Here is a 25,601-nt window from a genome sequence, read left to right on the forward strand (position 1 = left end):
GGGGGATGGGGGCAGGGGCCAGAGGCCGCCTCAGCCACGCAGCGCCCGGAAGCCCAGGGATGCGCCCCATCCTGCCAGCATTGCCAGGGCGAGGGCCATCAAGCCATAAAGAAGCGGCTGTTCGTGAGCGAGGGCATACAGCCAGCGCTCCAGGCCGACCTTGCGGACATAGATGCTGGCCTCATAGGTATCGACCACGCGGCCATCGCGCGTCAGGAAGATGCGCGTGGCGTACTCCCCCTCCGTCAGGTTCGCCGGTAGGCCGACCTCGGTGCGGAACAGCGTCTCCTGCTCGAAGTCCACCTCGCCTTCCAGCATCTGATAGCGCCCTTCCTCTGTGCGGATGCGGATCAGGGCTTGCAGGAAGTCCTCGCGATTCCCGACGTCGTTGCCGACGGCTCGGATGGCGCGGGGGATGGAGACGGAATGGCGCAGGTCCTCGGTGTCGCGAAGGATGCGGTCGAGAGGGCCTGTGGTGGCGACCGCATAGAACGTCGGGGCGGCATCCACCTCGACTGCGGCAGTATTGACCCAGATGCCCAGCCGTCGCCCCGCCTCACGCACGGTGAGGGGCTGGAGGGGGCCCGAAACGGTGATGATGACCTGCAACGGCGCGGGCTGCGGAGCCGGTGCCGCGCGCTTGACCGCGCCGAAGATCAGGATGTCCGATCCGTCGAAGGTCGCGGTGATCGCAACCTCGTCGCTGGAGAGGCCCAGCACGATCTCCTCGGCGCGCGCGGGCAGCACGAGAAGGGCCAGCGCGAGGATGGCGGCCCAGACCCTCATTCCACAGGCTCGACCGAGAACATCTCCTCGGGGCGCAGCAGCAACGTGGTGGCAAGCTGCCCGCAGACGGCAAGCACAAGAAGGGCCAGCAGGATCCGCAGATGCTCGGGCCGGAGCTTCGTGCCGATTTGCGCGCCGATCTGCGCGCCGATGACGCCCCCGACGATCAGGAGCAGCGCAAGGACGACATCGACGGTCTGGTTCGTCGTGGCGTGCAGAAGGGTAGTAAAGGCGGTCAGGAAGATGATCTGGAAGGTCGATGTCCCGATCACGACCTTGGTGGGCATTCCCAGCAGGTAGATCATTGCCGGCACGAGGATGAAGCCGCCTCCCACCCCCATGATGGCCGACAGGAGCCCGACGAGGAGCCCGACGAGGATCGGCGGGATGACCGATATGTAAAGGCCCGAGATGCGGAACCGCGTCTTGAAAGGCAGCGCGTGGACCCAATTGTGCCTGCGCCGCTGTGGCACCACGCCGCTGCGGGTGCGCCACACCGAACGGAGCGATTCCCACAGCATGAGACCGCCCACGGTCCCGAGGAAAACCACGTAGCAGAGCCGCACCAGCAGATCGACCTGGCCCAGCGCCTTGAGCGTGTTGAACGCCATCACGCCCAGGGCCGAGCCGAGCAGGCCGCCGATCAGCAGGACGGTTCCCATCCACATGTCCACCGTGCGCCGGCGAAGATGCGCGAGGAGTGCCGAGAACGACGACGCGACGATCTGATTGGCGGAGGTCGCCACCGCCACGGCCGGAGGAATGCCCACAAGGAACAGGAGTGGCGTGATCAGGAAGCCGCCGCCAACCCCGAACATGCCCGACAGCAGGCCCACGAGCCCACCAAGGCCCAGCAGGAGGAAGGCGTTGACCGAAACTTCGGCGATGGGAAGATAAAGCTGCATGGGCGTTCCTGCGACCGCCGCTCCACTGAACACAGCGTGGTTAAGATTGCCAACGCCACCGGGCGCGTCGTGGAAGAAAACTGTTCCAGCCGACGCTTTTTGCATGTGCCGTTGCCACTAAGCCATGTCGCGCAGCGCCCTCCGCAGCACCTTTTCCAACTTGGCAGCGCCCAAGGGGGCCATGGCCTTGGTATGCTCGTGGCTGATGGCCTCGGACGACATTCCAGCGGCCATGTTCGTCAACACCGACACGGCGGCCACGCGCAGGCCCAGGAAGCGGGCAAGGATTACCTCGGGGACAGTCGACATCCCCACCGCGTCTGCGCCCAGCATCCTGATGGCCCGGATCTCGGCAGGGGTCTCGAAGGACGGGCCGGAGTACCAAGCGTAGACGCCCTCGTGCAGGTGGACCCCTTCGGCTGCCGCAGCATCGCGAAGCTGCGTTCGCAGGGCGGCGTCATGCGCGTCCGTCATGGGGACGAAGCGGGTGTCCGTCGCCTCTCCGATCAGGGGATTCAGGCCCGAGAAGTTGATGTGGTCCGACAGCAGCATGACCGACCCCGTGGGCATGTCCGGCCGGAGGGAACCGGCTGCGTTGGTCAGGACCAGCGCTTCGGCCCCGAGGTGCTTCAGAACCTCCAGCGGTAGGCGCATGGCAGCCGGGTTGCCGGATTCGTAGTAATGGGCCCGGCCCCCGAAGGCTGCGACACGCACGCCTTCCAAGGTTCCTATCACCAGATGGGGGTTGTGTCCCGACACGCCGGCATGGGGAAATCCGTCCAGATCGGAATAAGGGATCGAGGTCCCTTCGACCTGCCCAGCGATGTGGCCTAACCCCGATCCCAGGACCAGGCCGAGGCGGACGGGTTCGCGACCCGCGCGGGCCTGGATGATCGCGGCGAGATCAGCGCTCTTTGACATAGGGTTCTCCTCCCGCGCGGGGCGGGATCGCTCGGCCGACGAATCCGGCAAGGATGATGACCGTGAGGATGTAGGGCAGGGCACTGAGCAGGGCCGAGGGGACGCGGAGGTTGAAGAGCGTCACGAACAAGTCTGGCCGCGCCTCGAGCGCCTGGAAAAAGCCGAACAGCAGGCAGGCCCCCAGCGCCGGATAAGGGCGCCACTTGGCGAAGATCAGCGCGGCCAAGGCGATGTAGCCCCGTCCCGCCGTCATGTCGCGCGTGAAGCCCGCTGCCGGTTCGGCCACTGCCAGTTGCGCCCCGGCCAAGGCGCAAAGGACGCCCGCGATCCCCACGGCCGCGAAGCGGAGGCGCGTGACCGAGATGCCGGCGGTGTCCACCGCGGCCGGATTCTCGCCCACCGCGCGCAGGCGCAGGCCGAAGCGGGTCCGGTAAAGCACCCACCAGGTCAGCGGCACCACGAGCGCGGCGAGGTAGACCAGGATCGAATGCCCAGAGATCACATCCGAATAGAACCGCTGCAGCAGTGGCAGATCCCGCTGCTCGGCAATCGTGAAGGTCCGCAGGTCCAGCGCGCCCGGCAACACGATCCCGGAAAAGCGCTCCCCGTCCCCGAGTTGGGGCGTGCGCCCCCCTTCGGCGAACCAGTCCTGGGCCACCACGACCGTGAGCCCGGCTGCCAGGAAGTTGATGGCCACGCCCGAGATGAGCTGGTTGCCGCGAAAGGTGATCGAAGCGAGCCCATGGATGGCCGACAGCACGAGCGAGCCCGCCACACCCATCAGCAGCCCGAGCCAGACCGACCCGGTTACCGATGCGAAGGCCGCCGAGAGAAAGGCCGCGACCAGCATCTTTCCTTCGAGCCCGATGTCGAAGATGCCCGCGCGTTCCGAGAAGAGCCCCGCAAGGCAGGCGAGCAGCAAGGGCGTCGCCGTGCGGATCGTGGAGTCGAGGAGCAGGATGACGGTCGTCCAGTCCATTGCGCCCTTACTCCGCGGCCGGGGTGCTGGGAGGGGCCATGCGCCCCGGCGGATGCAGCGTGGGCCCCGGAGGCGCCAGCGGCGTGCTTCTTGTCCGGCGGGCAAAGAGCCGCTCCAGAGGCATGCGCACCATGTTGTCGAGAGCGCCGGTGAACATGATCACGAGGGCCTGGATCACCACGACCATCTCGCGCGGGATGCTGGTCCAAAGCGACAGCTCTGCCCCGCCCTGATACAGGAAGCCGAACAGGATCGCCGCCAGGAACACGCCGAGCGGGTGGCTGCGGCCCATCAGCGCCACCGCGATTCCGATGAAGCCCGCCCCCTCCACCGCGTTCAGGATCAGGCGCTCGGCCTCGCCCATGGTGTTGTTGATGGCCATGAGCCCGGCGAGCCCGCCCGAGATCAGCATGGTCACCATGATGATCTTGGTGGCCCCGATCCCGGCGTAGCGGGCCGCCCCTTCCGAGAAGCCGAAGGCCCGGATCTCGTAGCCCAGCCGAGTCTTCCAGATCAGCAGCCAAACGAGCACGCAAAGAAGGACCGCGACGAAGAACGTGACATTCGCCGGCGTCCCGCGGAACAGCGGCGTGTCGGCGGTCGAGAACATGTCCTGGAACGACGGGAGATGCGTGCTGGGCGGGAACGGGGCCGTTGCCGTTTCCATGGTCCCGCTGGGCTTGAGGGGCCCCACAAGAAGGTAGTTCAGCAGCGCCGCCGCGATGAAGTTGAACATGATCGTCGTGATGACGATGTGGCTGCCCCGCTTGGCCTGCAAGAAGGCCGGAATCGCCGCCCAGGCCGCCCCGAACAAAGCAGCCGCCGCAGTGGCGCCCAGAAGCGCCAGGGTCCAGTGCGGCCAAGGCAGATACAGGGCCACCAGCGCCACGCCGAGGCCTCCGATCGCGGCCTGCCCCTCGGCCCCGATGTTGAACAGGCGCGCGTGGTTCGCGAGCGCGACCGCCAACCCCGTGAAGATGAAGTTCGTGGCGTAGTAGAGCGTGTAGCCCCAGGCGTAGGTGGAGCCTAACGCCCCCGTCACCATGATCTTGAGCGCATTCCAGGGGTTCTCCCCGATGGCGAGGATCACGAGAGCCGAGATCGCGGCGGCCAGGATCAGCGAGATCAGAGGGACGAGGAGGATGTCGGCCCAACGCGGCATCTTGTCCATCAGGCGGCCTCTCCGGTCACGCCGGCCATGAGTAGGCCAAGCTCGTTGGCGTTGCTCTGGCTCGCCACGCGTTCGCCCATGATGCGGCCGTCGAACATGACCGCGATGCGGTCCGACAACGACAGGATCTCGTCCAACTCGACGCTCACCAGCAGGATCGCCTTGCCTTGGTCTCGCAAGGCCACGATCTGCTTGTGGATGAACTCGATAGCCCCGATGTCCACGCCCCGCGTGGGCTGGCCGATGAGCAGGAGATCGGGTCTGGCCTCGATCTCACGGGCCACAACGATCTTCTGCTGGTTGCCGCCCGAAAAGTTCTTGGCCGCCAGAAGGGGGTTCGGCGGACGGACGTCGAAGCGCCCCATCTTGGCAACTGTGTCGGCCCTCATGGCGGCCTGATCCATGAGCAAGCCTTTCGAATAGGTGTCGCGGTGGTGATAACCCAGGGCGATGTTTTCCCAGGCCGCGAAGTCGAGGATCAGGCCCGCCTGTTGACGGTCCTCGGGCACATGGCCGATCCCTACCTCGCGCCTGGCGCGGGCGTCCTGCCGCCCGGACAGGTCCAGCGGCTGGCCGTTCATGCGAACCGCTCCCGTGGCCCGCATCGTTCCCCCCAGCACTTCGAGAAGTTCGGACTGGCCGTTCCCGGCCACCCCGGCCAGACCCAGGATCTCGCCTTGGCGGAGACTGAACGACACGCCCTTGAGCCGTTCGACCCCCTTGGCATCGACGACCCGCAGGTTCTCCACCTCAAGCACGTGACGGCCGGGTTTGGCTGGCTTCTTGTCCACCCGGAGGAGGACCTTGCGTCCGACCATCAGCTCGGCCAGCTGCGGAGGGCTGGTGTCGCGGGTCGCGACCGTGGCGGTCATCTCGCCCCGCCGCATGACCGACACGGTGTCAGTGATCTCCATGATCTCGCGCAGCTTGTGGGTGATCAGGATGATCGTCTTCCCCTGCTCCCGCAGGTTGTGAAGAATGCGGAACAGGTGGTCGGCCTCGGGCGGGGTTAGCACACCCGTCGGTTCGTCCAGGATGAGGATGTCCGCCTTGCGATACAGCGCCTTGAGGATCTCGACCCGCTGCTGGAACCCGACGCCGATCTCCTCGATCACCGCATCGGGGTTCACGTCGAGCTCGTACTCATCGGCCAGTTGGCGCAGCTCGCGGCGGGCGCGGGCAAGAGAGGGTCGGAGCAGCCCCGAGTCCTCGGCCCCGAGGATGATGTTCTCGAGCACGGTGAAGTTCTCGACCAGCTTGAAGTGCTGGAAGACCATGCCGATTCCGGCACGGATGGCGGCCTGGGAATCGGTGATGGTTGCCCGCTGGCCGTTGATGAAGATCTCGCCCGCGTCAGCGTGGTAGAAGCCATAAAGGATTGACATCAGGGTCGATTTCCCGGCCCCGTTTTCGCCGATGATGCCGTGGATCGTGCCCGGCATCACGCGAATGGAGATGTCCTTGTTCGCCTGAACCGGCCCGAACGCCTTGGATATCCCTCGCAGCTCGATGGCCGGGATGGTCTCTGGGGACTGATGCTGGGCCTGGGACGCGACGGCCATGAGGCCCCCCCTGTCTTACTGAGAGGGGGCCGCGACCGGCCTTCGGCGCGGCCCCCCTGGTCAGGTCATGCACTATGCGCCGGAGCGCGGATCAGAACGTCAGAGCCGGGCAGGACTCGTCGGCGGTGTAGTCGTGGACCTGCAGGGCACCCGAGGCGATCTGGGCCGCCGCCTCGTCCACGGCCGTCTTCATCTCGGGCGTGATGAGGTCCTGGTTGAACTCGTCGAGGGCGAAGCCCACGCCTTCGTTGGCGACGCCCATGACCTGCACGCCGGTCTCCACCGCCTCGCCGGCGGTCATGGCGTCATAAACGGCGTTGTCCACCCGCTTGATCATGGAGGTCAGGACCTCGCCAGGGTGGAGGTAGTTCTGGTTCGAATCCACACCGATCGACTTGATATCCTGGTCCGCAGCGGTCTGGAGCACGCCCACTCCGGTCGCCCCGGCGGCGGCATAGACGACGTCCGCGCCCTGGCCGATCTGGGCGAGCGCCAGTTCGGCCCCCCGGGCCGGGTCGTTCCAGGCAGCGGGCGTGGTGCCGGTAAAGTTCGCGATCACGGTGGCATCGGCATTGGCGGCCTTGACACCCTGGGCGTAGCCACAGCCGAACTTGCGGATGAGGGGGATGTCCATCCCGCCCACGAAGCCCACGGTGCCGGACTCCGAGGCCAAGCCGGCCAGGAGACCCACGAGGTAGGAGCCTTCATGTTCGTTGAAGACGACGGAGCGGACGTTGGGCTGCTCCACGACGGCATCGACGATGACGAATTTGGTGTCGGGGTAATCGGGCGCGATTTCGCCCAAGGGGGTGGCGCTCATGAAGCCCACCATGATGATCGGGTTGTAACCCTGCTCGGCAAAGCGGCGGATCGCCTGTTCGCGCTGCGGCTCTGCGGTCAGCTCGAACTCGGCATAGGTGCCGCCGGTTTCCTCGGCCCAGCGCTGTGCGCCGGTGAAGGCGCTTTCGTTGAACGACTTGTCGAACTTGCCGCCCAGGTCGAAGATCACCGCCGGATCGGCGATCGCTGCCCCCGCGCCCAGCGCCAGGAGGGCGGTCGCGCCGAGGAAAGTCGAAAGGTTCGTCATGCGTCTCCCAGTCCTTTGTTGGGGGCCTGTCCGGCCCCGATGCTTGCGCGATCAAGCAATGCGCTGACGGGAGGGTCAACTGGTATTTCCGTGCGTTTCCCGCGACGGAGCGTCAGCGAAGCGGACACGAGAGAACCAGCGCCGCCACAGGAGCATTGGCACCGCGGAGGTAGTAGCCCGGCCGCCGCCCCGCTTCGGAATACCCGAAACCGGAGTAGAGCGCGCGCGCGCCTGCATTGTCCTCCGCCACTTCGAGGAACGCGCGGTCCGCGCCCCTCGCCGCGGCCTCCTGCTCGAAGCGGGCGAGAAGCATGGCGGCCAGCCCCAGGCGGCGGTGATCGGGATGGGTGGCAAGGGTCAGGACCTCGGCTTCATCAAGGATGACGCGGCCAAGAATGGAGGCCCGTTCATCACCCAGGAGAAGTGTGCCGGGATGTGCCAGCAGGGACGCGAACTCATCGGAGTTCCAGGGCCGGTCCTGTTCGAAGGCCGCCGCATGAAGGCGGGCCAGCGCGTCCGGGGTCATTCCTGCAGGATCGTGGGGGCCGGATCGCGAGGCGGTGCTGCATCCGGCGCACGAAGATAGAGCGGGGCGGGGCGGGGTAGATCCTGATCACGGCGTTCCATGGCAATCCGTGCGATCGCCTCGGCCAGCGGTGCCATCGCTGCGACCTCATGGCCCCCGATGCGGGCCGCCAGGTTCCCGGCAAAGTCGCCTAGGCAGGGAAGGCCGGCCGGCAGGGGCGGAAGCGCCTCACCAAGTGGCTGGGTCACCGGCCCGAAGGCATGCGGCCCGAACGCCTGCAGATGGACTTGGCCCAACCGCGCATCGCGGGCCACGAGCGCGGCGTTCCGGCCCCAAGCCAGAGCTTCGAAGACGGTTACGCCGATGGCTTTGCAGCCTAAGCCCAAGGCCAGTCCCCGCGCTGCGGCAACTGCGATGCGGACGCCGGTGAAGTTCCCAGGTCCCGTGCCGACGCCAAGAGCGGTAAGATCGCGCCAGGAAACCCCCGCGTCGCGCAGCACCTCTTCCAGCATAGGCATCAGCCGCTCGGCCTGACCGGTGGCCATGGGTTCTTCGGTCTGGACCAGGACGCGGTCCCCTGACAGCAAAGCGGCCGCGCAATGCGCGGCCGATGTGTCGAAGGCGAGGATCAGTGGTTCAGGCGGCAACCGGTCGAACCTCTGTCACCTCGGGAATGTAATGCCGTAGCAGGTTCTCGATCCCCATCTTGAGAGTCAGGGTCGAGGACGGGCATCCGGCGCAAGCGCCCTGCATGTGAAGATAGACCACCCCCCGCTCGAACCCGTGGAAGGTGATGTCACCGCCATCCTGCGCAACGGCCGGACGGACCCGGGTGTCGAGCAGTTCCTTGATCTGCTCCACGATCGCGTGGTCTTCGCTATCATGGGCGGCGTGACCGGATGCGGCCGGGGCTTCGCCTTCCATGACCGGCTGTCCGGACTGGAAGTGGTCCATCACGGCACCAAGAATGGCGGGCTTGATGTGATCCCACTCGATCTCGGGTGCCTTGGTGACGGTCACGAAGTCAGACCCGAGGAACACACCCGTCACGCCATCGACTGCGAATATTCGGCGGCCCAACGGTGATTTCTGGGCGGAACCGGCATCCGGAAAGTCCGCAGTGCCCTGGCCCAGCACGCTCTCGCCGGGGAGGAACTTCAAGGTGGCCGGGTTGGGCGTGGATTCGGTCTGGATGAACATCGGGAGCCCTCTGAATCAGGATCCCGATATGCGCCTTGTTGGCCGCAACGTCAAGGTTTTGGAACGATTCTAAAGTGAGCAGGCGCGGGAACAGCCCGACCCCCTGTACGGCACAAGGTCGAGGGGCGCCCAGCGGGGCACCCCTGTCAGTTCGGTTTTAACCTTAGCCGTTGGTGCCGGAGCCGGCCTCGCCGTCGTTGCTGTCGTTGTCGCCCGAGTTGTCGCTGTCGTCATCGTTATCGCTCTCGCCGCCCTGGGGCGACAGTTCGATCTCCTGCTGGGCGACTGCTTGCCCATCGATCACGAGCACCGCCAGAACTGCGTCCGCGATGGGACGGGTCGTCAGGGTGATGCGCACGTTCTCGTTGGCTCCGGCAGTGACAGGGCCGGTGCCCAGCGGCTCGCCCTGGCGCTCGTCCACGATCGAATAGATCTGCACTTCGCCGTCGGTCGTGGCGGTGACGAGCGGGATCTCGATCAGGAGGTTGTTGCCGTCCTGGACCGGGATGATGCCGAAGGCGTTCTCGGTCGCCGTGGTTTCCTGGGCGGTGACGAGGGTGGCCGAACCGATCATCGCGGCGGCCACGAGAATGACGAACTTGTTCATCTGGCGTTCCTTGTGTCTTAACCCGCGTTCACCGCGGTCGGGCGCCCAACGCGGCGAACAAGGAATTGGTTTCCCTCATCCCGCGTGCTGGCAGGAATAGCCTGTCCCTAGGTCAAGCTGCGGGTTGGGCCAGCGCGGCGATGGCGACGAACGCGAACAGGTTGAAGCTCGCATGGGCCATGATCCCGCTCCCCAGCGTGCCAGAGGCTAACCGGGCCGCCGTCCATGCGCCGCCCAGCGCCAGCGGGCCGAGGACCAGAAGCGCAGGGCCAACGCCCACCTCCAGAGGGGCCAGACCCAGCCACGCCGCGTGAAAGATCCAGTAAAGAAGCAGGGCCAGCGCGGCTGGCCTGTCGCCCGCGCTCGGGATGAGAGCACCGCGCCAGAACATCTCCTCGAGGAGGGCGTGGAGCAAGGCGGCCATTGCGGCGGCGAGGATGACATGCGGGGGCAGGATGACACTCCCCAGTATCCGGAACGTGGCGGCGCCGACCAGGATCACGGGTAGCGCGAGGGCAAGGTTGATCGGGCGTCCCGGCGACTGCAGCGGCAGGAGGTCGTAAAGGAAGTCACGGTCGATTCTGGAAAGGGCCGTCCCCAGGAAGATCCAGTAGGCCACCAGCCCTAGCCCGGCCGCCACCAGCGGCTGAACCCGCCCTGACAGCCAAACGTTCACGGCATAAAGCACCGGCACCGCTAGGATCGCAGCCAAGGCAAGCCGCCGGTCCATGGGTCAGGTGATCGCCTCGAGCCGTTCCTTGGACAGGTCGCCCGGTACGATGGTGATGGGCACCGCAAGCGTGCCCGCCTGCTTGGTCAGCGCCGTTACGAGCGGGCCCGGGCCCTTGTTGTCCGTTCCCGCGCCAAGGACCAGAACGCCGATCTCCTGGTCGTCGCGAATCTGGGCCATGATCTCGGGCACCGCCTCGCCTTCGCGGATGATCAGTTCGGGGTCGATGCCCTGACGGTCCCGCATCCACTTGGCATAGACCTCAAAATGAACCTCGATCCGCTCACGGGCTTCTTCGCGCATGATGTCGCCCACGCCGATCCACGCGCCGAAATCGGCGGGCGAGATCACGGACAGGACCTGCACCGCTCCCCCCGTCTTGGCTGCGCGCATGGCGGCAAACCGCATGGCATTCAGGCATTCGCGCGTGTCGTCCAGCACGACGAGGAATTTCCGCACGCACCGTCCCCCTTGGCTGCGTGAGAGGCAGTGTGGCGGATGGGTCCGGCCGTTGCAACGGCCGGGCTGGGCTCAGCCCCGGACCATGCCCACGATGTCCAGCGTCCGGCTCAGGACCGGCTGCGCGATCGCGCGGGCCCGCTCGGCGCCGCGGGCCAGGATGCGGTCGATCTCTGCCGGGTCAGCCATCATGCGGGCCATCTCGCCCGAGATCGGGGACAGCCGCTCGACCGCGAGGTCCGCCAAGGCCGGCTTGAAGGTGCCCCAGCCCGCGCCGGGATAACGCGCCAGCACCTCGGCCGGGGTGATGTCGGCCAGCGCCGCATAGATCTCCACGAGGTTGCGCGCCTCGGGGCGGCCGTCCAGCCCTTCGACGGACTCGGGCAGCGGCGCGGCGTCGGTGCGGGCCTTCTGGAACTTGCGGGCAATGGTGTCGGCGTCATCGGTCATGTTGATCCGCTCCATGTCCGACTCACCGGACTTGGACATCTTCTTGGTGCCGTCGCGCAGGTTCATCACACGCATGGCAGGCCCTTCGATCACGGGCTCGGCCATCGGGAAGAAATCGACCTTGTAGTCATGGTTGAACTTGGCCGCGATGTCGCGCGTCAGCTCCACATGCTGCTTCTGGTCCTCGCCCACGGGAACGTGGGTCGCGTGGTAGAGCAGGATGTCGGCGGCCATGAGCGACGGATAGGCATAAAGGCCCAAGGACTGCGCCTCGGCGTTCTTGCCAGCCTTTTCCTTGAACTGCGTCATCCGGTTCATCCAGCCCAGGCGGGCCACGCAGTTGAAGATCCACGCCAGCTCCGCGTGCTGGGAAACTTGGGACTGATTGAAGAGGATGGACTTTTCCGGGTCGATGCCCGAGGCGAGGAAGCCCGCCGCGACCTCGCGCGTGGCTGACCGCAGTTCCTTCGGGTCCTGCCAGACGGTGATGGCGTGAAGGTCCACGACGCAGTAGATCGTCTCGAAGCCGCCGCCCTGCATCTGCACGAAGCGCTTGATTGCGCCCAGGTAGTTGCCGAGCGTGAGCCCGCCCGAGGGCTTGATGCCCGAGAAGACACGGGGCGTGAAACGGGCGTCTTGCATGGGAATGGTCCGCTGGCCTTGGGGGTCCGGGTGGATTATCGGGGGCTCTGCTGTCCGTCAAGGAGACCGCCCGTGGCCCGATCGTTCCAAAAGCGCCTGCCCGAGCCGGTACCGGGAGAAAGCCCCGTCAACCCGGTGCCTGCCGTGATCCTCGCCCTGTTCCTGGCCATCGCCGGAATCGAGGCGATTCTGAGCCTGGGCGGCATGGGCCTTGCCGGAGGCCCGGCTGCGGTCGGATGGCGTGTGGGTCTGCTCGAACGGTTCGCCTTTTCTCCGGCGGTGTTGGAGCAGGTCCTTCAGGGACACTGGGGGGACATGAGCCTTCTCCTGCGCTTCGTCAGCTACGCCTTTCTCCACGGCAGCGTGACCCACGCCCTGTTCGCGGGAGCGCTCCTGCTGGCCCTGGGCAAGTTCGTCGGCGAGGAGATGGGGCAGGGCGCGACACTGGCCGTGTTCATCGCGGCCACCATCGGCGGCGCGCTGGCGTTCGGCGCCTTTGCGGTCGATACGCAGCCGCTGTTCGGCAGCTATCCCGGCATCTACGGATTGATCGGGGCGTTCACCTATCTGCTCTGGCTAAGGCTGGGCCGGACCGGGGAGAACCGCCTGAAGGCGTTCCGGCTGATCGGTGGCCTGTTGGCTGTGCAGCTGCTGTTCGGCGCCCTGTTCGGGGCAAATCCGCAATGGATCGCGGATATTGGAGGGTTCGTCGCGGGGCTGGCCGCAGCCACCGTGTTCGCCCCCGGTGGATGGGCCGCCCTGCGCCAGCGGCTCCGCGCCCGCTAGCGACGCAGCGCGCCCCGAAGATCCGAAAGGCGAAACGCCCCAAGACCGACGCCTGCTCCGAAGTAGGTCACGATGCCCACCACGCACAGCAGCGCAAGCGCCGGATAGCGCAGGCCAGGTGCATGGAGCGGTCCATCCAAGGCCCAAGCCACGAGCCCTAGGACGACCCCCATGACGGCGGCGGATGCCCCGATCCGGGGCAGGCGGCTCAGAAGGCGCGCGTCGAGGCGGGCCGCATCGCCCATGTTGCGGGCTCCGCGCCAAAGCTGCCAGACCATGGTCCAGCCTGCGACGGTAGTCCCGAGGGCGGCCGCCACGAAGCCCACGACCGGCGCCAAGCCGACCGCGACGGCGGCATTCACGACCATGGCCCAGACAGCATAGCGGAACGGCCTCCGGGTGTCCTCGCGTGCATAGAACAGGGGTTGAAGCACCTTGTGCAGCGTGAAGGCCGGGAGGCCGGCCCCATAGACGGCCAAGGTCAGGGCAGTGGCCACTGTGTCCTCACGCTCAAAGGCCCCCCGTTCGAACAGCACCGAAATCAGGGGATAGGCGATCACGATCAACGCAGCGGCGGCCGGAACGGTCAGCGCAAGGCTGATCTCGGCCGCACGGTTCAGGGCGTCGCGCCCCCCAGTCTCATCGCCGGCGCGCAGCCGGCGCGACAGGTCCGGCAGCAGCACCGTGCCGATGGCGATCCCCACCACGCCAAGAGGCAACTGATACAATCGGTCGGCATAGGACAGCCAGGCCACGGCGCCTTCGAAGAAGCTGGCCACCTGCCGCCCGACGAGCAGGTTGATCTGCACGACCCCGCCCGCCAGCATTGCCGGTCCCGCGATGCGGGCCAGTCGGCGAAGGTCGGGCGTGATGTGGGGCCAGGCCAGGCTCGGCGCGTAGCCCGCGCGGTGCGCTGCATGCCACGTGAAGGCCAGTTGCGCGATGCCGGTGACCGGCACCGTCCAGGCGAGCGTAAGACCCATGTCCCACCCCAGCCAATCCCCCAGGAGCATGGCGGCGATGAACATGAGGTTCATGAGCACGGGGACGAGGCTGGCCTCGGTGAACTTGCCGAACGCGTTCAGCACGCCCGACAGCAGCGCCACGAGGCTGATGAACAGGATGTAGGAAAAGCTGATCCGGCCATACAGCACCGCAAGCCCGAAGCGTTCATCCCCGGCAAAGCCAGCCGCCATGGCCCAGACCAGCCAGGGCATCAGAAGCGTACCCAGGAGAGAAAAGGCAATCAGGACCGAGGCCAACCCGTTGAAGGCGTCGCGCGCGAAGCCTCGGGCGTCCTCGCCGCCTTCGAGCTTCTTGGCGAAGATCGGCACGAAAGCCATGTTGAAGGCGCCCTCGGCGAAGAACCTCCGGAACATGTTGGGCAGGGAGAAGGCGACGAGGAACGCTTCGGCCGTGGGCCCCGTGCCCAGATAGGCTGCCATCATCACATCGCGCGCAAAACCCACGACGCGGCTCAGCAGCGTCCAGGCGCCCACGGTGAGAAAGCCCCGGACGAGGCGAATCGGTGCGGCCATGGTCAAGAACCTCTCACTCCCGGGCGCGGGCGGCCCCTTGCTCGATGGCCTCCCGGAGCTTCTTCTCCAGGGCGCGCTGACGGCTTTCCGCGTGGAACTTCAGGCCGAACATGTCCTTCACGTAGAAGGTATCGACCGCCTGCTCCCCGTAGGTCGCAACGACGGCCGAGGCAATATAGACGTTGTTGGCGGCCAGCGTCCGCGTGAGGTCATAAAGCAGACCAGGACGGTCGCGGGTGTCCACCTCGATCATCGTGTAGATGTCGGAGCCGGTGTTGTCGAACGAGATGCGGGTCGGCACCTCGAAGGCCGCCTCGCGCTTCTTGAGCTTGTCGCGGTCCTTGAGGGCCTCGCGCGCGACGACCTCTCCGGCAAGGGTACGGACGATCATCTGGCGAAGGCGCGGTAGTCGGGTTTCCTCGAACGGCTTCCCTTCGCCGTCCTGGATCCAGAAGATCGCGGTCGCATAGCCGTCCTTGGAGGTGTAGGTCCGCGCATCGCGGATGTTCGCGCCGACCAGGGCCAGCGCCCCCGTCATGCGGGAGAACAGGCCCGGATGGTCCACCATGGCAAAGGCGGCGCGCGTGGCGGCGCGTCCTTCGTCCGGCTTGATGTCGATGCGGAGCTCGTCGTCCTGGATGCCACGCAGCAGATGAGCGAAGACCACCTGCAGGTCGGTGGGCAGGCCCAGCCAGTAGGGGCCGTAATGCCGCTGCAGCTCGGCCTCGATCTCGGGGCGCGGCCAGCCGTTGAGAGCCTGCGCGAGGCTGCGCTTGGCCTCCTCCTCAAGCGGGGAGCGGTCGCGATCGGCCGGACCCTCGGCCTGGCGGGCCAGAAGAGCCGTCTCGGTGGCCAGATACACCGCCCGCAGAAGCATGGCCTTCCAGTTGTTCCAGGTGCCCGGCCCGACGCCCCGGATGTCGCAGACCGTCAGAACGGTCAGGAGGTCGAGCCGTTCCTTGGTCTCCACGCGCGCCACGAAATCGCGCACCGTCCGGGGCTCGGCGATGTCGCGCTTCTGCGCGACGTCCGACATGAGGAGATGGTTGCGCACCAGCCAGACGGCGGTCTCGCTTTCCCGCGGGGTGAGGCCCAGGCGGGGTGCCACGCGGGCGGTGACTTCGGCCCCGATCACCGAGTGATCCCCGGCCCGGCCCTTGCCGATGTCATGGAGCAGAAGGGCCACGTAAAGCACGCGCCGGTTCACCCCGGCCTTCAGGATGCCCGACGCCACGGGCAACTCCTCGATCAGTTCTCCCCGCTCGATCCGGGCAAGGTGGCTGATGCATTGGATCGTGTGCTCGTCCACCGTGAAGTGGTGGTACATGTTGAACTGCATGAGCGCCACGACAGGCTCGAACTCGGGGATGAAGGCGGCCAGCACGCCCAACTCGTTCATCCGGCGCAACGCCCGCTCGGGGTTGCCGTGCTTGAGCAGCAGATCGAGGAAGATCGCATTGGCGCGGGGATCGGACCGCAGCCGGTCGTCGATCAGGCCGAGATTGGCGGCGAGCAGCCGCATGGCGTCGGGATGCAGCAACGTCCCCGTGCGCAGCGCTTCCTCGAAGATCCGCAGGAGGTTCAGCGGGTCGGCGAGAAACGTCCGTTCGTCGGCGACGGTCAGGCGGTTGTGCTTGATCGCATAAGGAGGCCGCGCCCGAGGCTTCCTTGAGAACATCCGCATGAGGGACGGGGCGGCCTTGAGGTGGCTTGTCTCCAGGGCGGTCAGGAAGATGCGGGTCAACTCGCCCACGCGGTTGGCATGGCGGAAGTAGTCCTGCATGAACCGTTCGACGGCGCGACGGCCGTCGTCCCCCTCGTAACCCATGCGTCCCGCCACCTCGACCTGCAGGTCGAAGGTCAGCTGGTCCACCGGACGCCCGGTGAGGAAGTGCATGTGGCAGCGCACCGCCCAGAGGAAGTTCTCGGCTCGTCGAAAGGTCGCGAACTCCTCAGGCGTAAACACGCCCATGTTGACCAGCTCGTCGCGGGTCTCGACACCCTTGACGTACTTGCCGATCCAAAAGAGCGACTGGAGATCCCGGAGGCCGCCCTTGCCTTCCTTGACGTTGGGCTCCACTACATAGCGCTGTCCGCCCTGCTTCTGATGCCGGGCTGCGCGCTCGGCGAGCTTGGCCTCGAGGTAGCCGGCCGCCGAGCCCGGAACCAGGTCACCCCAGAACCGCTCGCGCAGCGCGTCCGTCAGGGCCTCGTCGCCCGACAGGTGCCGCGTCTCGAGCAGGGTGGTGCGGATGGTCATGTCTTCCTTGGCGAGCGCCAGCGCCTCCTTGACCGTCCGCGTCGCGTGGCCGACCTTCAGCTTGAGATCCCACAGAAGGTACAGGACGCACTCAACGAAGCCCTTTTGTCCTTGGGTCAGGGCGGCCGGCAGAAGCACCAGGAGATCGATGTCCGACTGGGGCGCCATCTCGCCCCGGCCGTAGCCGCCGACCGCCAGCAAAGCCAAGCGGCCTTCGCTTGCGGAAAGGGGTTGCAACGCGCGCGCCACGTCGCAGGCCGCGCTGACGAGCCGGTCACTGAGCCAGGCGATGGCGTGCGTCGTCTCGCGTCCGGCGAGGGGCTTTCGGGCCAGTCCGTCGCGGATCACGGCCATTCCGTGCTTGCGGGCGTCCGAGAGGACCCCCACCGCCTCGCGCCGGATGGCCTTTGGATCGGCGTCCGGCGACGCCAGCCCCGCAAGGATTCGCGCCAGCCTGGCTTCGGTGGTCGAGGCGTCCCAAATGGACGACGCCGGACAGATCAGGCTGTCCGGCGCCGGGATCGTCAGGGAGCCTACGTCAGGAGCCGGCGCCGGCGAAGCTGCGGGGAGCGGGGTCAAGGATCACCACTTGGTTGTTGCGGACCGTCGCCACGGCCAATCCGCGCTGATTGGTCCCGTCGGGCAGCAGCCGGAAGATCCCCGCCGTTCCCTGGAAGCCCTGGCCCTGCACAAGCGAGCTACGTGACAACGCCTGCGGCCCGCCACGCTGCGCCAGGGCGCCGATGGCCGCGATACCGTCATAAGCCAGGGCGGCGATCGGGATGGGCGCCGCGCCGTAAGCTGCTTCGTAGCGGCTCTCGAAGGCGCGGGTCAGGGTTTCGTCCGGAATGGCGAACACGCCCTCCTGCAGGATCGGCTGGCTCAGGACTTCTGGCGTGATGTCCCATCGGGTCAGGCCGACCAGCCGGATCGTGCCGGGCTGAAGCCCTGCCTCGGCCAAGGCTGCGGCAAGGAACGGAAGATCCACTGTGGAGTCTGCCGTCGTGAAGATTGCCTGCGCGCCGCTTGCAGTCGCGGCTGCGGCGATCCGGGGCGCGGCGGCCTGGATGCCCTGCTGGGACAGCGGGTAGGTCTCGACCCCGGCGACCGTGGCGCGGTTCTGGGCGGCCGAGGCCTGGATCGCGTCCCGTCCCAGGGTGCCGCCCAGGTCGGTCCCATGGACGACGAAGTACCGGTCGATGCCAACGCCGCGTCCGTACCGGATCAGCCGGTCCGCCGTGTTCTGGAAGGTCGGGCCAAGGATGAAGACGTTGCCCCCTGCGATGGTCGGGTTGTTGGAGAACGCCATCACGTTGACACCGCTGTCCGCGACGGCGACGCCCACCGCGTTGGCCTCCTCGGCGCGCAGGGGGCCGAGGATGATGGCCGCACCCTCGGCCACGGCCGTCTGCGCCACGGTCGCGGCCCGAGTCGGGTTCCCGCCGGTCGCATAAACCCGAAGGTCCACTTGGACGCCGTTCAGGTCGGCGATCGCCAGCCGGGCCGCGTTCTCGAGATTCTGCGCGACGAAGTTGTCGGATTCGTTTGGAGAGCCCGCCGGAACCAGAAGTGCAACGGGAACGGGTGCTCCGGCCTGCAAGGTTGGCGCTTCCGGCCCTCCGCCGGTGGTCGCCACGGGCGCACAGGCCGAGGCGAGCGCCAGGGCCCCCAGGCCGATAACCTGCCCGAGCACCTTGCGGCGGCTGAGAACCCTTGCGAACATGCGCGACACTCCCCTGGGTTTATGGCCTGGCGGGATACCGGACGCGGCCCGCGCCGTGGCCGCATCATAGGCAAGGGGTGAGGGTGGTCCAGCCATGAACGACGCGCGGACGCCACTTTCCGCCGGCCTCTACCTCGCGGCGACGCCCATCGGGGCTGCGCGCGACATCACGTTGCGGGCGCTCGACCTGCTGCGGGACGCGGACATCGTGGCCGCCGAGGATACCCGGTCGGCCCGCAAGCTCATGGACATCCACGGCGTCCCGTTGAATGGCCGTCGGCTTGTGGCCTGCCACGATCACTCGGGCGAGGGCGTCATCACGGGCCTTGTGGAGGCCATCGCGGGCGGCGCCTCGGTCGTCTATGTTTCCGAGGCGGGGACGCCACTCGTCTCCGACCCGGGCTTCACGCTCGCCCGCGCGGCCATTGCACGGGGCCTGCCCGTGACGGCCGCGCCGGGACCCTCGGCCCTTCTGGCCGCCCTGGCCGTGGCGGGCCTGCCAGCCGACCGGTTCCTATTCGCCGGGTTCCTGCCCAGCGCCGAAACCGCCCGGCGTGCCGCCATAGCTGAGTTGGCAGCCGTGCCCGCGACCCTGGTCCTTTACGAGTCGCCCAAGCGCATCCATGGATTGTTAACCGACCTCGCCGACATTCTGGGCGAGCGCGAGGCTGCGCTCTGTCGTGAGTTGACCAAGCGTTTCGAGGAGGTGCTCCGCGGCACGCTCGGGCAACTGGCGGCGGGGCTTCGGGACGACGTGCGTGGCGAGATCGTCGTGGTGATCGGGCGGGGCAGCCCGCGCGAGGTGACCGAGGAGGACATCCGCGCAAGGCTCGCCGAGGCGATGCACTCGATGCGCCTCAAGGATGCTGCGACGGCGGTTGCAGGCGCGCTCGGTCTGCCCAGGCAGCGGGTCTACCAGCTTGCCTTGGGAATGAAGGAGGACTGACGGCAATGACCCATGCAGCCAACCCCGACGAGGCCCGCCGCTTGCGGGGCGGCAGCGCCTGGCGCAGCGGAGTGGCTGCCGAGGAGGCCGTCGCGCGCCACTACGAGGATCGTGGCCTCGCCGTGGCCGCGCGTCGATGGCGGAGCCCTTGGGGTGAGGTCGATCTGATTGCCCGGCAAGGTGCGACGGTGATCATCGTGGAGGTCAAGAAGGCGCGCAGCCTCGATCTGGCAGCGCACCGCCTGAGCCGCCGACAGATGGACCGGCTGTGCGCCGCTGCCCAAGCCTTCTGCGAAGGCGAGCCCAGGGGATCGCTGACTGACCTGCGCTTCGACCTGGCCCTGGTGGACGGAATGGGTCGGGTCGCCGTCATCGAGAACGCCTTCGGCGAGGATTTCTGACACGCCTTTGCGGCCCGCTCAGGCCGTCCGCATCGCGCCGCACCTTGTCTTGCCCTGCGCCACTGCGCCATGAAGCGGCAGGCACAACGAAGGAGGATCACCCATGGGTCTCAAGGTCGCGTTCCAGATGGACCCGATCGGGGCGGTCAACATCGACGCCGACTCCACCTTTCGCATCGCCCTCGAAGCGCAAGCCCGGGGGCACCAGTTGTTCTACTACACGCCCGACCGTTTGTCTTATCAGGAAGGGCGCGTCCTAGCGCGGGGATGGCCCTTGACGGTCCAGCGGGTCAAAGGGGACCATTTCGCCCTCGGAGCCGAGCAGGAGCTGGATCTGTCCACTGTGGATGTCATCTGGCTGCGCCAGGATCCGCCTTTCGACATGGGCTACATCACGACGACGCATCTTCTGGACATGATTCACCCGCGCACTCTGGTGGTGAACGACCCCGCATGGGTTCGGAACTCGCCCGAGAAACTGCTAGTCCTGAGCTTCCCCGACCTGACCCCGCCGACCGCGATTGCCCGAGACCTCCAGACCCTGCGCGACTTCCGCGCGCGGCATGGCGACATCATCCTGAAGCCGCTTTATGGAAACGGCGGGGCAGGGGTGTTCAAGCTGGGGATGGACGACGGCAACCTGGCCTCGCTGTTCGAGCTGTTCACCGGCTTCTCGCGCGAGCCGCTGATCGTCCAGAAGTACCTGCCCGAGGTGACGAAGGGCGACAAGCGCGTCATCCTCGTGGATGGCGAATGCGTGGGAGCCATAAACCGCGTTCCTGCCCAGGGCGAAACGCGTTCGAACATGCATGTCGGCGGGCGGCCCGAGCCTGTTGCCCTGACCGATCGTGACCGCGAGATCTGCGCCCGCATCGGCCCCATGCTGCACGAGAAGGGGCTGATCTTCGTCGGCATCGACGTCATCGGCGACTGGCTCACAGAGATCAACGTGACCTCGCCCACGGGCATACAGGAGCTGGAACGGTTCGATGGCACCAACGCCGCGGCCCTTATCTGGGAAGCCGTAGAGCGGCGTCGCCCGGTCTAACCGGCAGGCACGCCCAAGAAAAATCCTTGTCGTTGCCGCAATGTTGAACGGATTCGCAACGACCCTTTCACCATGTTATGGGCGAGGGCCACGGCTCTCGGACCACCCTTCATGGCCGGGAGTAACGCGCATGTTCGAGATCGGGGCCGGTGTCGGCCTTGTGGGGGCGGTCGGGGCATCGGCGGCGATCTATGCGTCTGTCCACGTTGCGCGGCGGTCCAAGGCGGCCCGGCGCAAGGCCGATGCTGGTTTTCTGCCCGACGAACCGATCGAGATCCTGCCCGCCCAGGTCGCCATGCTCCAGCCGCTCGTGCTCGAGGGTGCCGTCCGCCCCTTCCATGCCGAGCCTGGCCCGATCCTGGGCGCACCACCGACCGTAAAGGTCCGGAAAGTCGTCTCCACCGGAAAGCCCAGGACCGTGAGGCCAGTCGCAGCGCTCGCGCCCGATCCGGCTGCGCCTCATCTGTCCGACGACCAGAAGGCTGAACTTCTGTCCCTGATCGGAACCATGCAGTGGGATCGTGCCTTGGCCGTCGTGCAGGGGCACGCCTCTCGCGGCTGCCCCCTTGCGAGTCTCGCGGCAGTGGCGGAGTCCCCCACGCTCGAGCGTGTGCGCGCCCTGCCCGAGAAGGACGGGCCGCTGAGCCTTGGCGGATATCGCGTGCTGGCGGCGCTTGTTCCGGGCAATGCGGGCTACGCCGAGAAGGTCGCCCAGAAGGAAGGGGCCGCAGCCGGTCGGCGCGACACCCTGCTCGCCGCTCTGACCCGCGACGAGGATCGGTTCGATCCCGGAACGGTCTGGTACAACCATCCCTACAATCCCCGGTTCGACGACGTGCGCCTGCCGATCTGGCTCTATATCGGCTGCAAGGCGAACGGACAGCCATGGTTTCGTCTGCGTACCAACTGGCTTGGCGACATGCGCATCTCGGTCCAGGGGATCGAGGCGATCTACGACGGCATGACTGAAACGCTGACCAGCGGTGCCTACAAGATCGATGCGGACGCGTTGGGTTGGGAATGGCGCGATGAACAGGTCGACGTTTACCAGATCGAGGTCCTCCGGTCCCTGGCCAGTGCCCGCGAGGTCAGGCTGCGATACAAGGGCGATCCATACTTCGTGGAAGTCGAACTGACCGCAGAGGAGCAGCAGGCCATAGCCGACATGATCGAGCTGTACGATCTGATGCGCGCCTCCGTTCCCGAGCACGAGCCCATCGCGGCCTAGACCTCTCGGGACAGGGCAAGACGATAGCCGACCGCCTCGGCCACATGCGGACGCCGGACCCGCTCGGACCCGTCGAGGTCGGCGATCGTGCGCGCGACCCGCAGGACGCGATGATAGCCCCTGGCAGACAGGCCGATGCGTGCTGCGACCTTGCCAAGAAGGTCGCGCCCCTCGGGGCAGGGCTCGGCGATTTCCTCCAGCAGCCGCCCTTCGGCATCGGCATTCAGTCGTGCGCTCTCGTGGCCGGCGAAGCGCCTCTCCTGGGATGCACGGGCCTTTGCTACGCGCACCGCCACGTCCTTCGACGACTCCCCCGAGGCTGGCAGGTCTAGGTCCTGAAACGAGACCGGGGGCACCTCCACCCTCAGGTCGAAACGGTCCATGAGGGGTCCCGAAATTCGGCCCAGGTAGTCCCCGCCGCAGGCCGGCGCCTTGGCGCAGGCGCGGGCCGCGTCCGTCATGTGCCCGCAACGGCAGGGGTTCGCTGCGGCCACCAGCATGAAGCGGCACGGATAGCGCACATGGGCATTCGCGCGGGCTACCACGACTTCCCCAGTCTCGACAGGCTGGCGAAGGGTTTCCAGCACCGTCCTGGGGAACTCCGGGAACTCGTCCATGAAGAGCACGCCGTTATGGGCAAGGCTCACCTCTCCGGGCCTTGCTCCGCGGCCACCCCCTACGATGGCGGCCATGCTGGCCGTGTGATGCGGTTCACGGAACGGGCGGGTGCGGCTGATCCCGCCCTCGGTCAGCAGTCCGGCCAAGGAGTGGATCATGGACGTTTCCAGCGCCTCCACGGGCGAGAGCGGCGGCAGGATTCCCGGCAGTCTCGCGGCCAGCATCGACTTGCCCGAGCCGGGTGATCCCACAAGGAACAGGTGGTGCCGGCCGGCTGCCGCGATTTCCAAGGCGCGCTTGGCCCTTTCCTGTCCCTTCACGTCCCGCAGGTCGCGCCCGAACGCCTCCTGCGTCACCTCGCCGGGCGTGGCGGGCTGCAAGGGTGCGTCGCCCGTGAAATGACGGATCACCTCGGCCAAGGACCCCGCCCCGATCACCTCGACGGCCCCGACCCAGGCAGCTTCCGAACCCGATGCACGCGGGCAGAGAAGAGTGCGGCCTTCCTCGGCTGCGGCCATGGCGGCTGGAAGCGCTCCGATGACCGGCACCAGGGCGCCGCCCAGGGACAACTCACCAAGGGCGACGGTTCGGGCGACCTCCTCCTGCGGGATGATGTCCAAGGCGGCCAGCAGCGCCAGCGCGATCGGAAGGTCGAAATGCGACCCTTCCTTGGGCAAGTCGGCAGGGGACAGGTTGACGGTGATCCGCTTGGATGGGAGGGCGATGGCCATTTCCGTCAGCGCCGCTCGGACCCGTTCGCGAGCTTCGGACACCGCCTTGTCAGGAAGGCCCACGATGGCAAAGGCCGGCATGCCCGGTGATACGGTGCACTGCACCTCCACGAGCCGAGCCTCGACGCCCTCGAAGGCCACCGTATAGGCCAGCGCAACCATGCCACCCGCTCCCCGTTCCGACGAACAGCATCGGCTGGAATGGTTAGCTGCTGGTTAATGCCTGTCCCATGCCGTCACGAAGGCAGGCCAAGCCAAGGGGTCGGCCACTGTCTTGTCCCGACAGAACGCGTTGCAGAACCCGAACACCCGACCTTCCGCCTCCATGAGATGGGTGACCGGCTTGCCGGAGTAGAGACAAGTCTCGTTCTCTGGCGTGCCTGACTCCAGGGCGCGGGCGGAAAGCGGCTCTGGACCAGGCCATGGACGCAGGGGTTGGTCGCGCGCATAGATGGGCTGGTCGGGTCCATCCACCAGGGCCATGGCTCTCCACCGCCGGAAGGATGGATGCGCCAGATGGGCCTCGACATAGGCCCATGCCTCCGGCGAGACGGGCAGGCCGTAGGTCGCGATCCGGCTGGCCACAGGGGCGAAGAACGCATCTGCCACGCTGTAGGTCCCGCACAACCATGGGCCATCCTGTCCCGCCATCCGACGCGCCCAAGCCCAGATCTCCTCAAGCCGGTCGAGGTCGGCCTGCAGGTCGGGTGTGACGGTCCATTCCCGGTAGGCCACCCGCAGGTTCATGGGGCACTCCCCCCGCAGGTGCCGGAATCCCGCATGCATCTCTGCCGCAAGGGAACGCGCGACGGCCCGACGCCGCTGGTCCGCCGGCCACAACCCGGCTTCCGGATGGCGGGAGGCAAGTTCCTCCGCGATGGCAAGGCTTTCTTGGATGACTGTGCCGTCGTCCAACCGAACGGCCGGCACGGTGCGCGCGGGTGCAAAGGCGCGCAGCAAGTCCGGCAGTTCGGCGCTGTACAATCGTGCGACGTGGGTCCGCACCGGAATGCCGAAGGCGTCGAACAGCAGCCAGCCCCGAAGGGACCAACTCGAATATGCGCGGTCGCCGATGGCAAGGTCGTAGGTCATGCCGAGTCTCCATTGATCGATCCCACGCTAGGCGAGCCGGCCCAATTCCCGAAATGACCTTTCCTGTAAGCCCCGATCACGGATGGTGATCGACCAGGTCAACCGACCAGCCCGCGTCCCCCCGGGCCAGCACAGTCAGGGAGAGAGGCTCGATCTTCTGGGCGAAGACCTCGGTCGCCCCGACGCCGCGCGCGCGCTGGAGCGCAGCAAGGATCGGACCGAAATGACAGACCACGATGATCTCCGGATGCTCGGACAGCAGTCGGTCGAGCGCTCGCTCCACCCGCAGGCGGAGTCCGTTCCAGCTTTCCCCGCCCGGCGGGGCATGGTCCCCCGGCTCAGCCCAGAGAGCGCGCGCCAGGACGGGTGCTTCGGCCTCGATCTCCGCAAAGGTGCGCATCTCCCAGGCGCCGAAATGCACCTCGCGCAGATCGGGGTTGTGGGGCAGGCGGGTCCGTTCCTCGGCCAAGGCATCGGCGGTCGTCACGGCGCGCCGAAGGTCGGATGACACCACCGGCGCCCAAGGCAAGGCCAGGGACAGGCGATTCAGGGCGGTCGTGTCCGACAGATCGGCGGGCAGGTCGGTCCAGCCACACATGCCCTTGGCTCCTGTCGGGCCATGCCTCACCAGCCAGAGCCGCCTCATGCGAGGGTTCCCTTGAGCACGAGCGGCAAGCCTGCGGCCACGAAGACCACCAGGTCGGCCTGGGCTGCAAGCCTTTGGTTCAGGCGTCCCTGGGCGTCCCGGAAGCGTCGTCCCAAAGCATTGTCGGGCACGAGGCCCAGCCCTATCTCGTTGGAAACCACGACCACCGGGGCGCGACAATCGCCGAGGGCCTGTAGCAGCCGGTCCTCCTCCGCGTTCAGGTCCGCGTCGGCCAGCATATGGTTGGTCAGCCATAGAGTTGCGCAATCGAGCAGCACGGCCTCGGTCGGCGGAATGTCGCGCAGGATCTCTGCCGCGTCCCGAGGCGTTTCGACTGTTCGCCAACCCGCGTCCCTGCGTTCCTTGTGTCTGTCGATTTTTGCTTGCATTTCAATGTCCCAGGCCTCAGCGGTGGCCAGATAAACCTTTGATCGATCCAAGGCCGCGACCAAACTTTCCGCATATGCCGACTTTCCGGATGCCGCGCCTCCTAGGACCAGAGCGAGTTTTTGCAAGGGCATGGGGGGAACTTCCTCGTTCCGGGTTCGTTTTGGGGACG

26 protein-coding genes are annotated in these 25,601 nt (G+C 66.9%); 5 read left to right on the top strand and 21 right to left on the bottom strand.

Annotated features, from left to right (window positions below; genetic code table 11):
* Positions 1–30 precede the first annotated feature (30 nt).
* The 14 genes from FHG66_RS03440 to trpS form a co-directional block, all read right to left on the bottom strand.
* On the bottom strand, positions 31–786 hold the full coding sequence (locus FHG66_RS03440; RefSeq protein ID WP_139075300.1) for a TIGR02186 family protein: 756 nt from the start codon (positions 784–786) through the stop codon (positions 31–33).
* On the bottom strand, positions 783–1,691 hold the full coding sequence (locus FHG66_RS03445) for a sulfite exporter TauE/SafE family protein (RefSeq protein WP_139075301.1): 909 nt from the start codon (positions 1,689–1,691) through the stop codon (positions 783–785). Before FHG66_RS03445 ends, FHG66_RS03440 begins: the two co-directional genes overlap by 4 nt.
* 117 nt (positions 1,692–1,808) lie before the next feature.
* Complete coding sequence (locus FHG66_RS03450) at positions 1,809–2,612, bottom strand: purine-nucleoside phosphorylase (protein ID WP_139075302.1); 804 nt, start codon at positions 2,610–2,612, stop codon at positions 1,809–1,811.
* Complete coding sequence (locus FHG66_RS03455) at positions 2,596–3,591, bottom strand: ABC transporter permease (RefSeq protein ID WP_139075303.1); 996 nt, start codon at positions 3,589–3,591, stop codon at positions 2,596–2,598. The genes FHG66_RS03450 and FHG66_RS03455 overlap by 17 nt, the downstream gene beginning before the upstream one ends.
* A gap of 7 nt (positions 3,592–3,598) precedes the next feature.
* Positions 3,599–4,762, bottom strand: a complete 1,164-nt coding sequence (locus FHG66_RS03460; protein WP_139075304.1) for an ABC transporter permease — start codon at positions 4,760–4,762, stop codon at positions 3,599–3,601.
* Entirely contained in the window at positions 4,762–6,324 is a 1,563-nt protein-coding gene (locus FHG66_RS03465) for an ABC transporter ATP-binding protein (RefSeq protein ID WP_139075305.1), read from the bottom strand. The genes FHG66_RS03460 and FHG66_RS03465 overlap by 1 nt, the downstream gene beginning before the upstream one ends.
* Positions 6,325–6,415: 91 nt before the next feature.
* On the bottom strand, positions 6,416–7,411 hold the full coding sequence (locus FHG66_RS03470) for a BMP family lipoprotein (protein WP_139075306.1): 996 nt from the start codon (positions 7,409–7,411) through the stop codon (positions 6,416–6,418).
* A gap of 112 nt (positions 7,412–7,523) precedes the next feature.
* Entirely contained in the window at positions 7,524–7,937 is a 414-nt protein-coding gene (locus FHG66_RS03475) for a GNAT family N-acetyltransferase (protein WP_139075307.1), read from the bottom strand.
* Positions 7,934–8,584: a tRNA (adenosine(37)-N6)-threonylcarbamoyltransferase complex dimerization subunit type 1 TsaB gene (gene tsaB, locus FHG66_RS03480; RefSeq protein WP_139075308.1), complete on the bottom strand. Its 651-nt coding sequence runs from the start codon at positions 8,582–8,584 to the stop codon at positions 7,934–7,936. Before tsaB ends, FHG66_RS03475 begins: the two co-directional genes overlap by 4 nt.
* Positions 8,574–9,137, bottom strand: coding sequence for a NifU family protein (locus FHG66_RS03485; protein ID WP_139075309.1), 564 nt, complete (start codon positions 9,135–9,137; stop codon positions 8,574–8,576). The genes tsaB and FHG66_RS03485 overlap by 11 nt, the downstream gene beginning before the upstream one ends.
* Positions 9,138–9,300: 163 nt before the next feature.
* Positions 9,301–9,744, bottom strand: a complete 444-nt coding sequence (locus FHG66_RS03490) for a hypothetical protein (RefSeq protein WP_139075310.1) — start codon at positions 9,742–9,744, stop codon at positions 9,301–9,303.
* 112 nt (positions 9,745–9,856) lie between these two features.
* The gene (locus tag FHG66_RS03495) at positions 9,857–10,474 is read right to left on the bottom strand and encodes a CPBP family glutamic-type intramembrane protease (RefSeq protein WP_139075311.1); all 618 of its coding nucleotides are present in this window, start codon (positions 10,472–10,474) and stop codon (positions 9,857–9,859) included.
* Positions 10,475–10,477: 3 nt separating this feature from the next.
* Positions 10,478–10,933 carry a universal stress protein gene (locus FHG66_RS03500; protein ID WP_139075312.1) on the bottom strand — a complete coding sequence of 152 codons (456 nt, stop codon included), beginning with the start codon at positions 10,931–10,933 and terminating at the stop codon, positions 10,478–10,480.
* A gap of 72 nt (positions 10,934–11,005) precedes the next feature.
* Entirely contained in the window at positions 11,006–12,025 is a 1,020-nt protein-coding gene (gene trpS, locus FHG66_RS03505; RefSeq protein ID WP_139075313.1) for a tryptophan--tRNA ligase, read from the bottom strand.
* Between the two features lie 72 nt (positions 12,026–12,097).
* Between trpS and FHG66_RS03510 the strand changes: the two genes are divergently transcribed.
* Positions 12,098–12,811 (top strand): rhomboid family intramembrane serine protease, encoded by a 714-nt coding sequence (locus FHG66_RS03510; RefSeq protein WP_246082442.1) that lies wholly within the window; start codon positions 12,098–12,100, stop codon positions 12,809–12,811.
* On the opposite strand, the gene murJ is transcribed toward FHG66_RS03510, so the two are convergent.
* The 3 genes from murJ to FHG66_RS03525 are packed head-to-tail and all read right to left on the bottom strand — an operon-like array spanning position 12,808 to position 18,332.
* Positions 12,808–14,349, bottom strand: coding sequence for a murein biosynthesis integral membrane protein MurJ (gene murJ, locus FHG66_RS03515; protein WP_139075314.1), 1,542 nt, complete (start codon positions 14,347–14,349; stop codon positions 12,808–12,810). The genes FHG66_RS03510 and murJ overlap by 4 nt on opposite strands.
* Positions 14,350–14,362: 13 nt before the next feature.
* The gene (locus FHG66_RS03520) at positions 14,363–17,188 is read right to left on the bottom strand and encodes a [protein-PII] uridylyltransferase (RefSeq protein WP_139075315.1); all 2,826 of its coding nucleotides are present in this window, start codon (positions 17,186–17,188) and stop codon (positions 14,363–14,365) included.
* Positions 17,148–18,332, bottom strand: a complete 1,185-nt coding sequence (locus FHG66_RS03525; RefSeq protein ID WP_139075316.1) for an ABC transporter substrate-binding protein — start codon at positions 18,330–18,332, stop codon at positions 17,148–17,150. The genes FHG66_RS03520 and FHG66_RS03525 overlap by 41 nt, the downstream gene beginning before the upstream one ends.
* A 94-nt stretch (positions 18,333–18,426) precedes the next feature.
* On the opposite strand from FHG66_RS03525, the gene rsmI reads away from it, so the two are divergent.
* The 4 genes from rsmI to FHG66_RS03545 all read left to right on the top strand — a co-directional run bounded on the left by rsmI (position 18,427) and on the right by FHG66_RS03545 (position 21,955).
* Positions 18,427–19,278: a 16S rRNA (cytidine(1402)-2'-O)-methyltransferase gene (gene rsmI, locus FHG66_RS03530; protein WP_139075317.1), complete on the top strand. Its 852-nt coding sequence runs from the start codon at positions 18,427–18,429 to the stop codon at positions 19,276–19,278.
* 5 nt (positions 19,279–19,283) lie between these two features.
* Positions 19,284–19,679, top strand: coding sequence for a YraN family protein (locus FHG66_RS03535; protein WP_425471693.1), 396 nt, complete (start codon positions 19,284–19,286; stop codon positions 19,677–19,679).
* Positions 19,680–19,782: 103 nt separating this feature from the next.
* On the top strand, positions 19,783–20,727 hold the full coding sequence (gene gshB / locus FHG66_RS03540) for a glutathione synthase (protein WP_139075318.1): 945 nt from the start codon (positions 19,783–19,785) through the stop codon (positions 20,725–20,727).
* Positions 20,728–20,857: 130 nt separating this feature from the next.
* Positions 20,858–21,955 carry a hypothetical protein gene (locus FHG66_RS03545; protein WP_139075319.1) on the top strand — a complete coding sequence of 366 codons (1,098 nt, stop codon included), beginning with the start codon at positions 20,858–20,860 and terminating at the stop codon, positions 21,953–21,955.
* Here the strand turns inward: FHG66_RS03545 and FHG66_RS03550 are convergent.
* The 4 genes from FHG66_RS03550 to cobU all read right to left on the bottom strand — a co-directional run bounded on the left by FHG66_RS03550 (position 21,952) and on the right by cobU (position 25,563).
* Positions 21,952–23,466 (bottom strand): YifB family Mg chelatase-like AAA ATPase, encoded by a 1,515-nt coding sequence (locus FHG66_RS03550; protein WP_139075320.1) that lies wholly within the window; start codon positions 23,464–23,466, stop codon positions 21,952–21,954. The two genes, FHG66_RS03545 and FHG66_RS03550, sit on opposite strands and share 4 nt — an antisense overlap.
* Before the next feature lie 54 nt (positions 23,467–23,520).
* A complete protein-coding gene (locus FHG66_RS03555) occupies positions 23,521–24,396 on the bottom strand; it encodes a glutathione S-transferase (protein ID WP_139075321.1) in 876 nt (291 codons plus the stop codon).
* Positions 24,397–24,472: 76 nt separating this feature from the next.
* Positions 24,473–25,042 carry a histidine phosphatase family protein gene (locus FHG66_RS03560; RefSeq protein ID WP_139075322.1) on the bottom strand — a complete coding sequence of 190 codons (570 nt, stop codon included), beginning with the start codon at positions 25,040–25,042 and terminating at the stop codon, positions 24,473–24,475.
* Positions 25,039–25,563 carry a bifunctional adenosylcobinamide kinase/adenosylcobinamide-phosphate guanylyltransferase gene (cobU, locus tag FHG66_RS03565; protein WP_139075323.1) on the bottom strand — a complete coding sequence of 175 codons (525 nt, stop codon included), beginning with the start codon at positions 25,561–25,563 and terminating at the stop codon, positions 25,039–25,041. The genes FHG66_RS03560 and cobU overlap by 4 nt, the downstream gene beginning before the upstream one ends.
* Between the last annotated feature and the right edge of the window lie 38 nt (positions 25,564–25,601).

It is taken from the genome of Rubellimicrobium rubrum, from assembly GCF_006152115.1.
Taxonomy (GTDB): Bacteria; Pseudomonadota; Alphaproteobacteria; order Rhodobacterales; family Rhodobacteraceae; genus Rubellimicrobium; species Rubellimicrobium rubrum.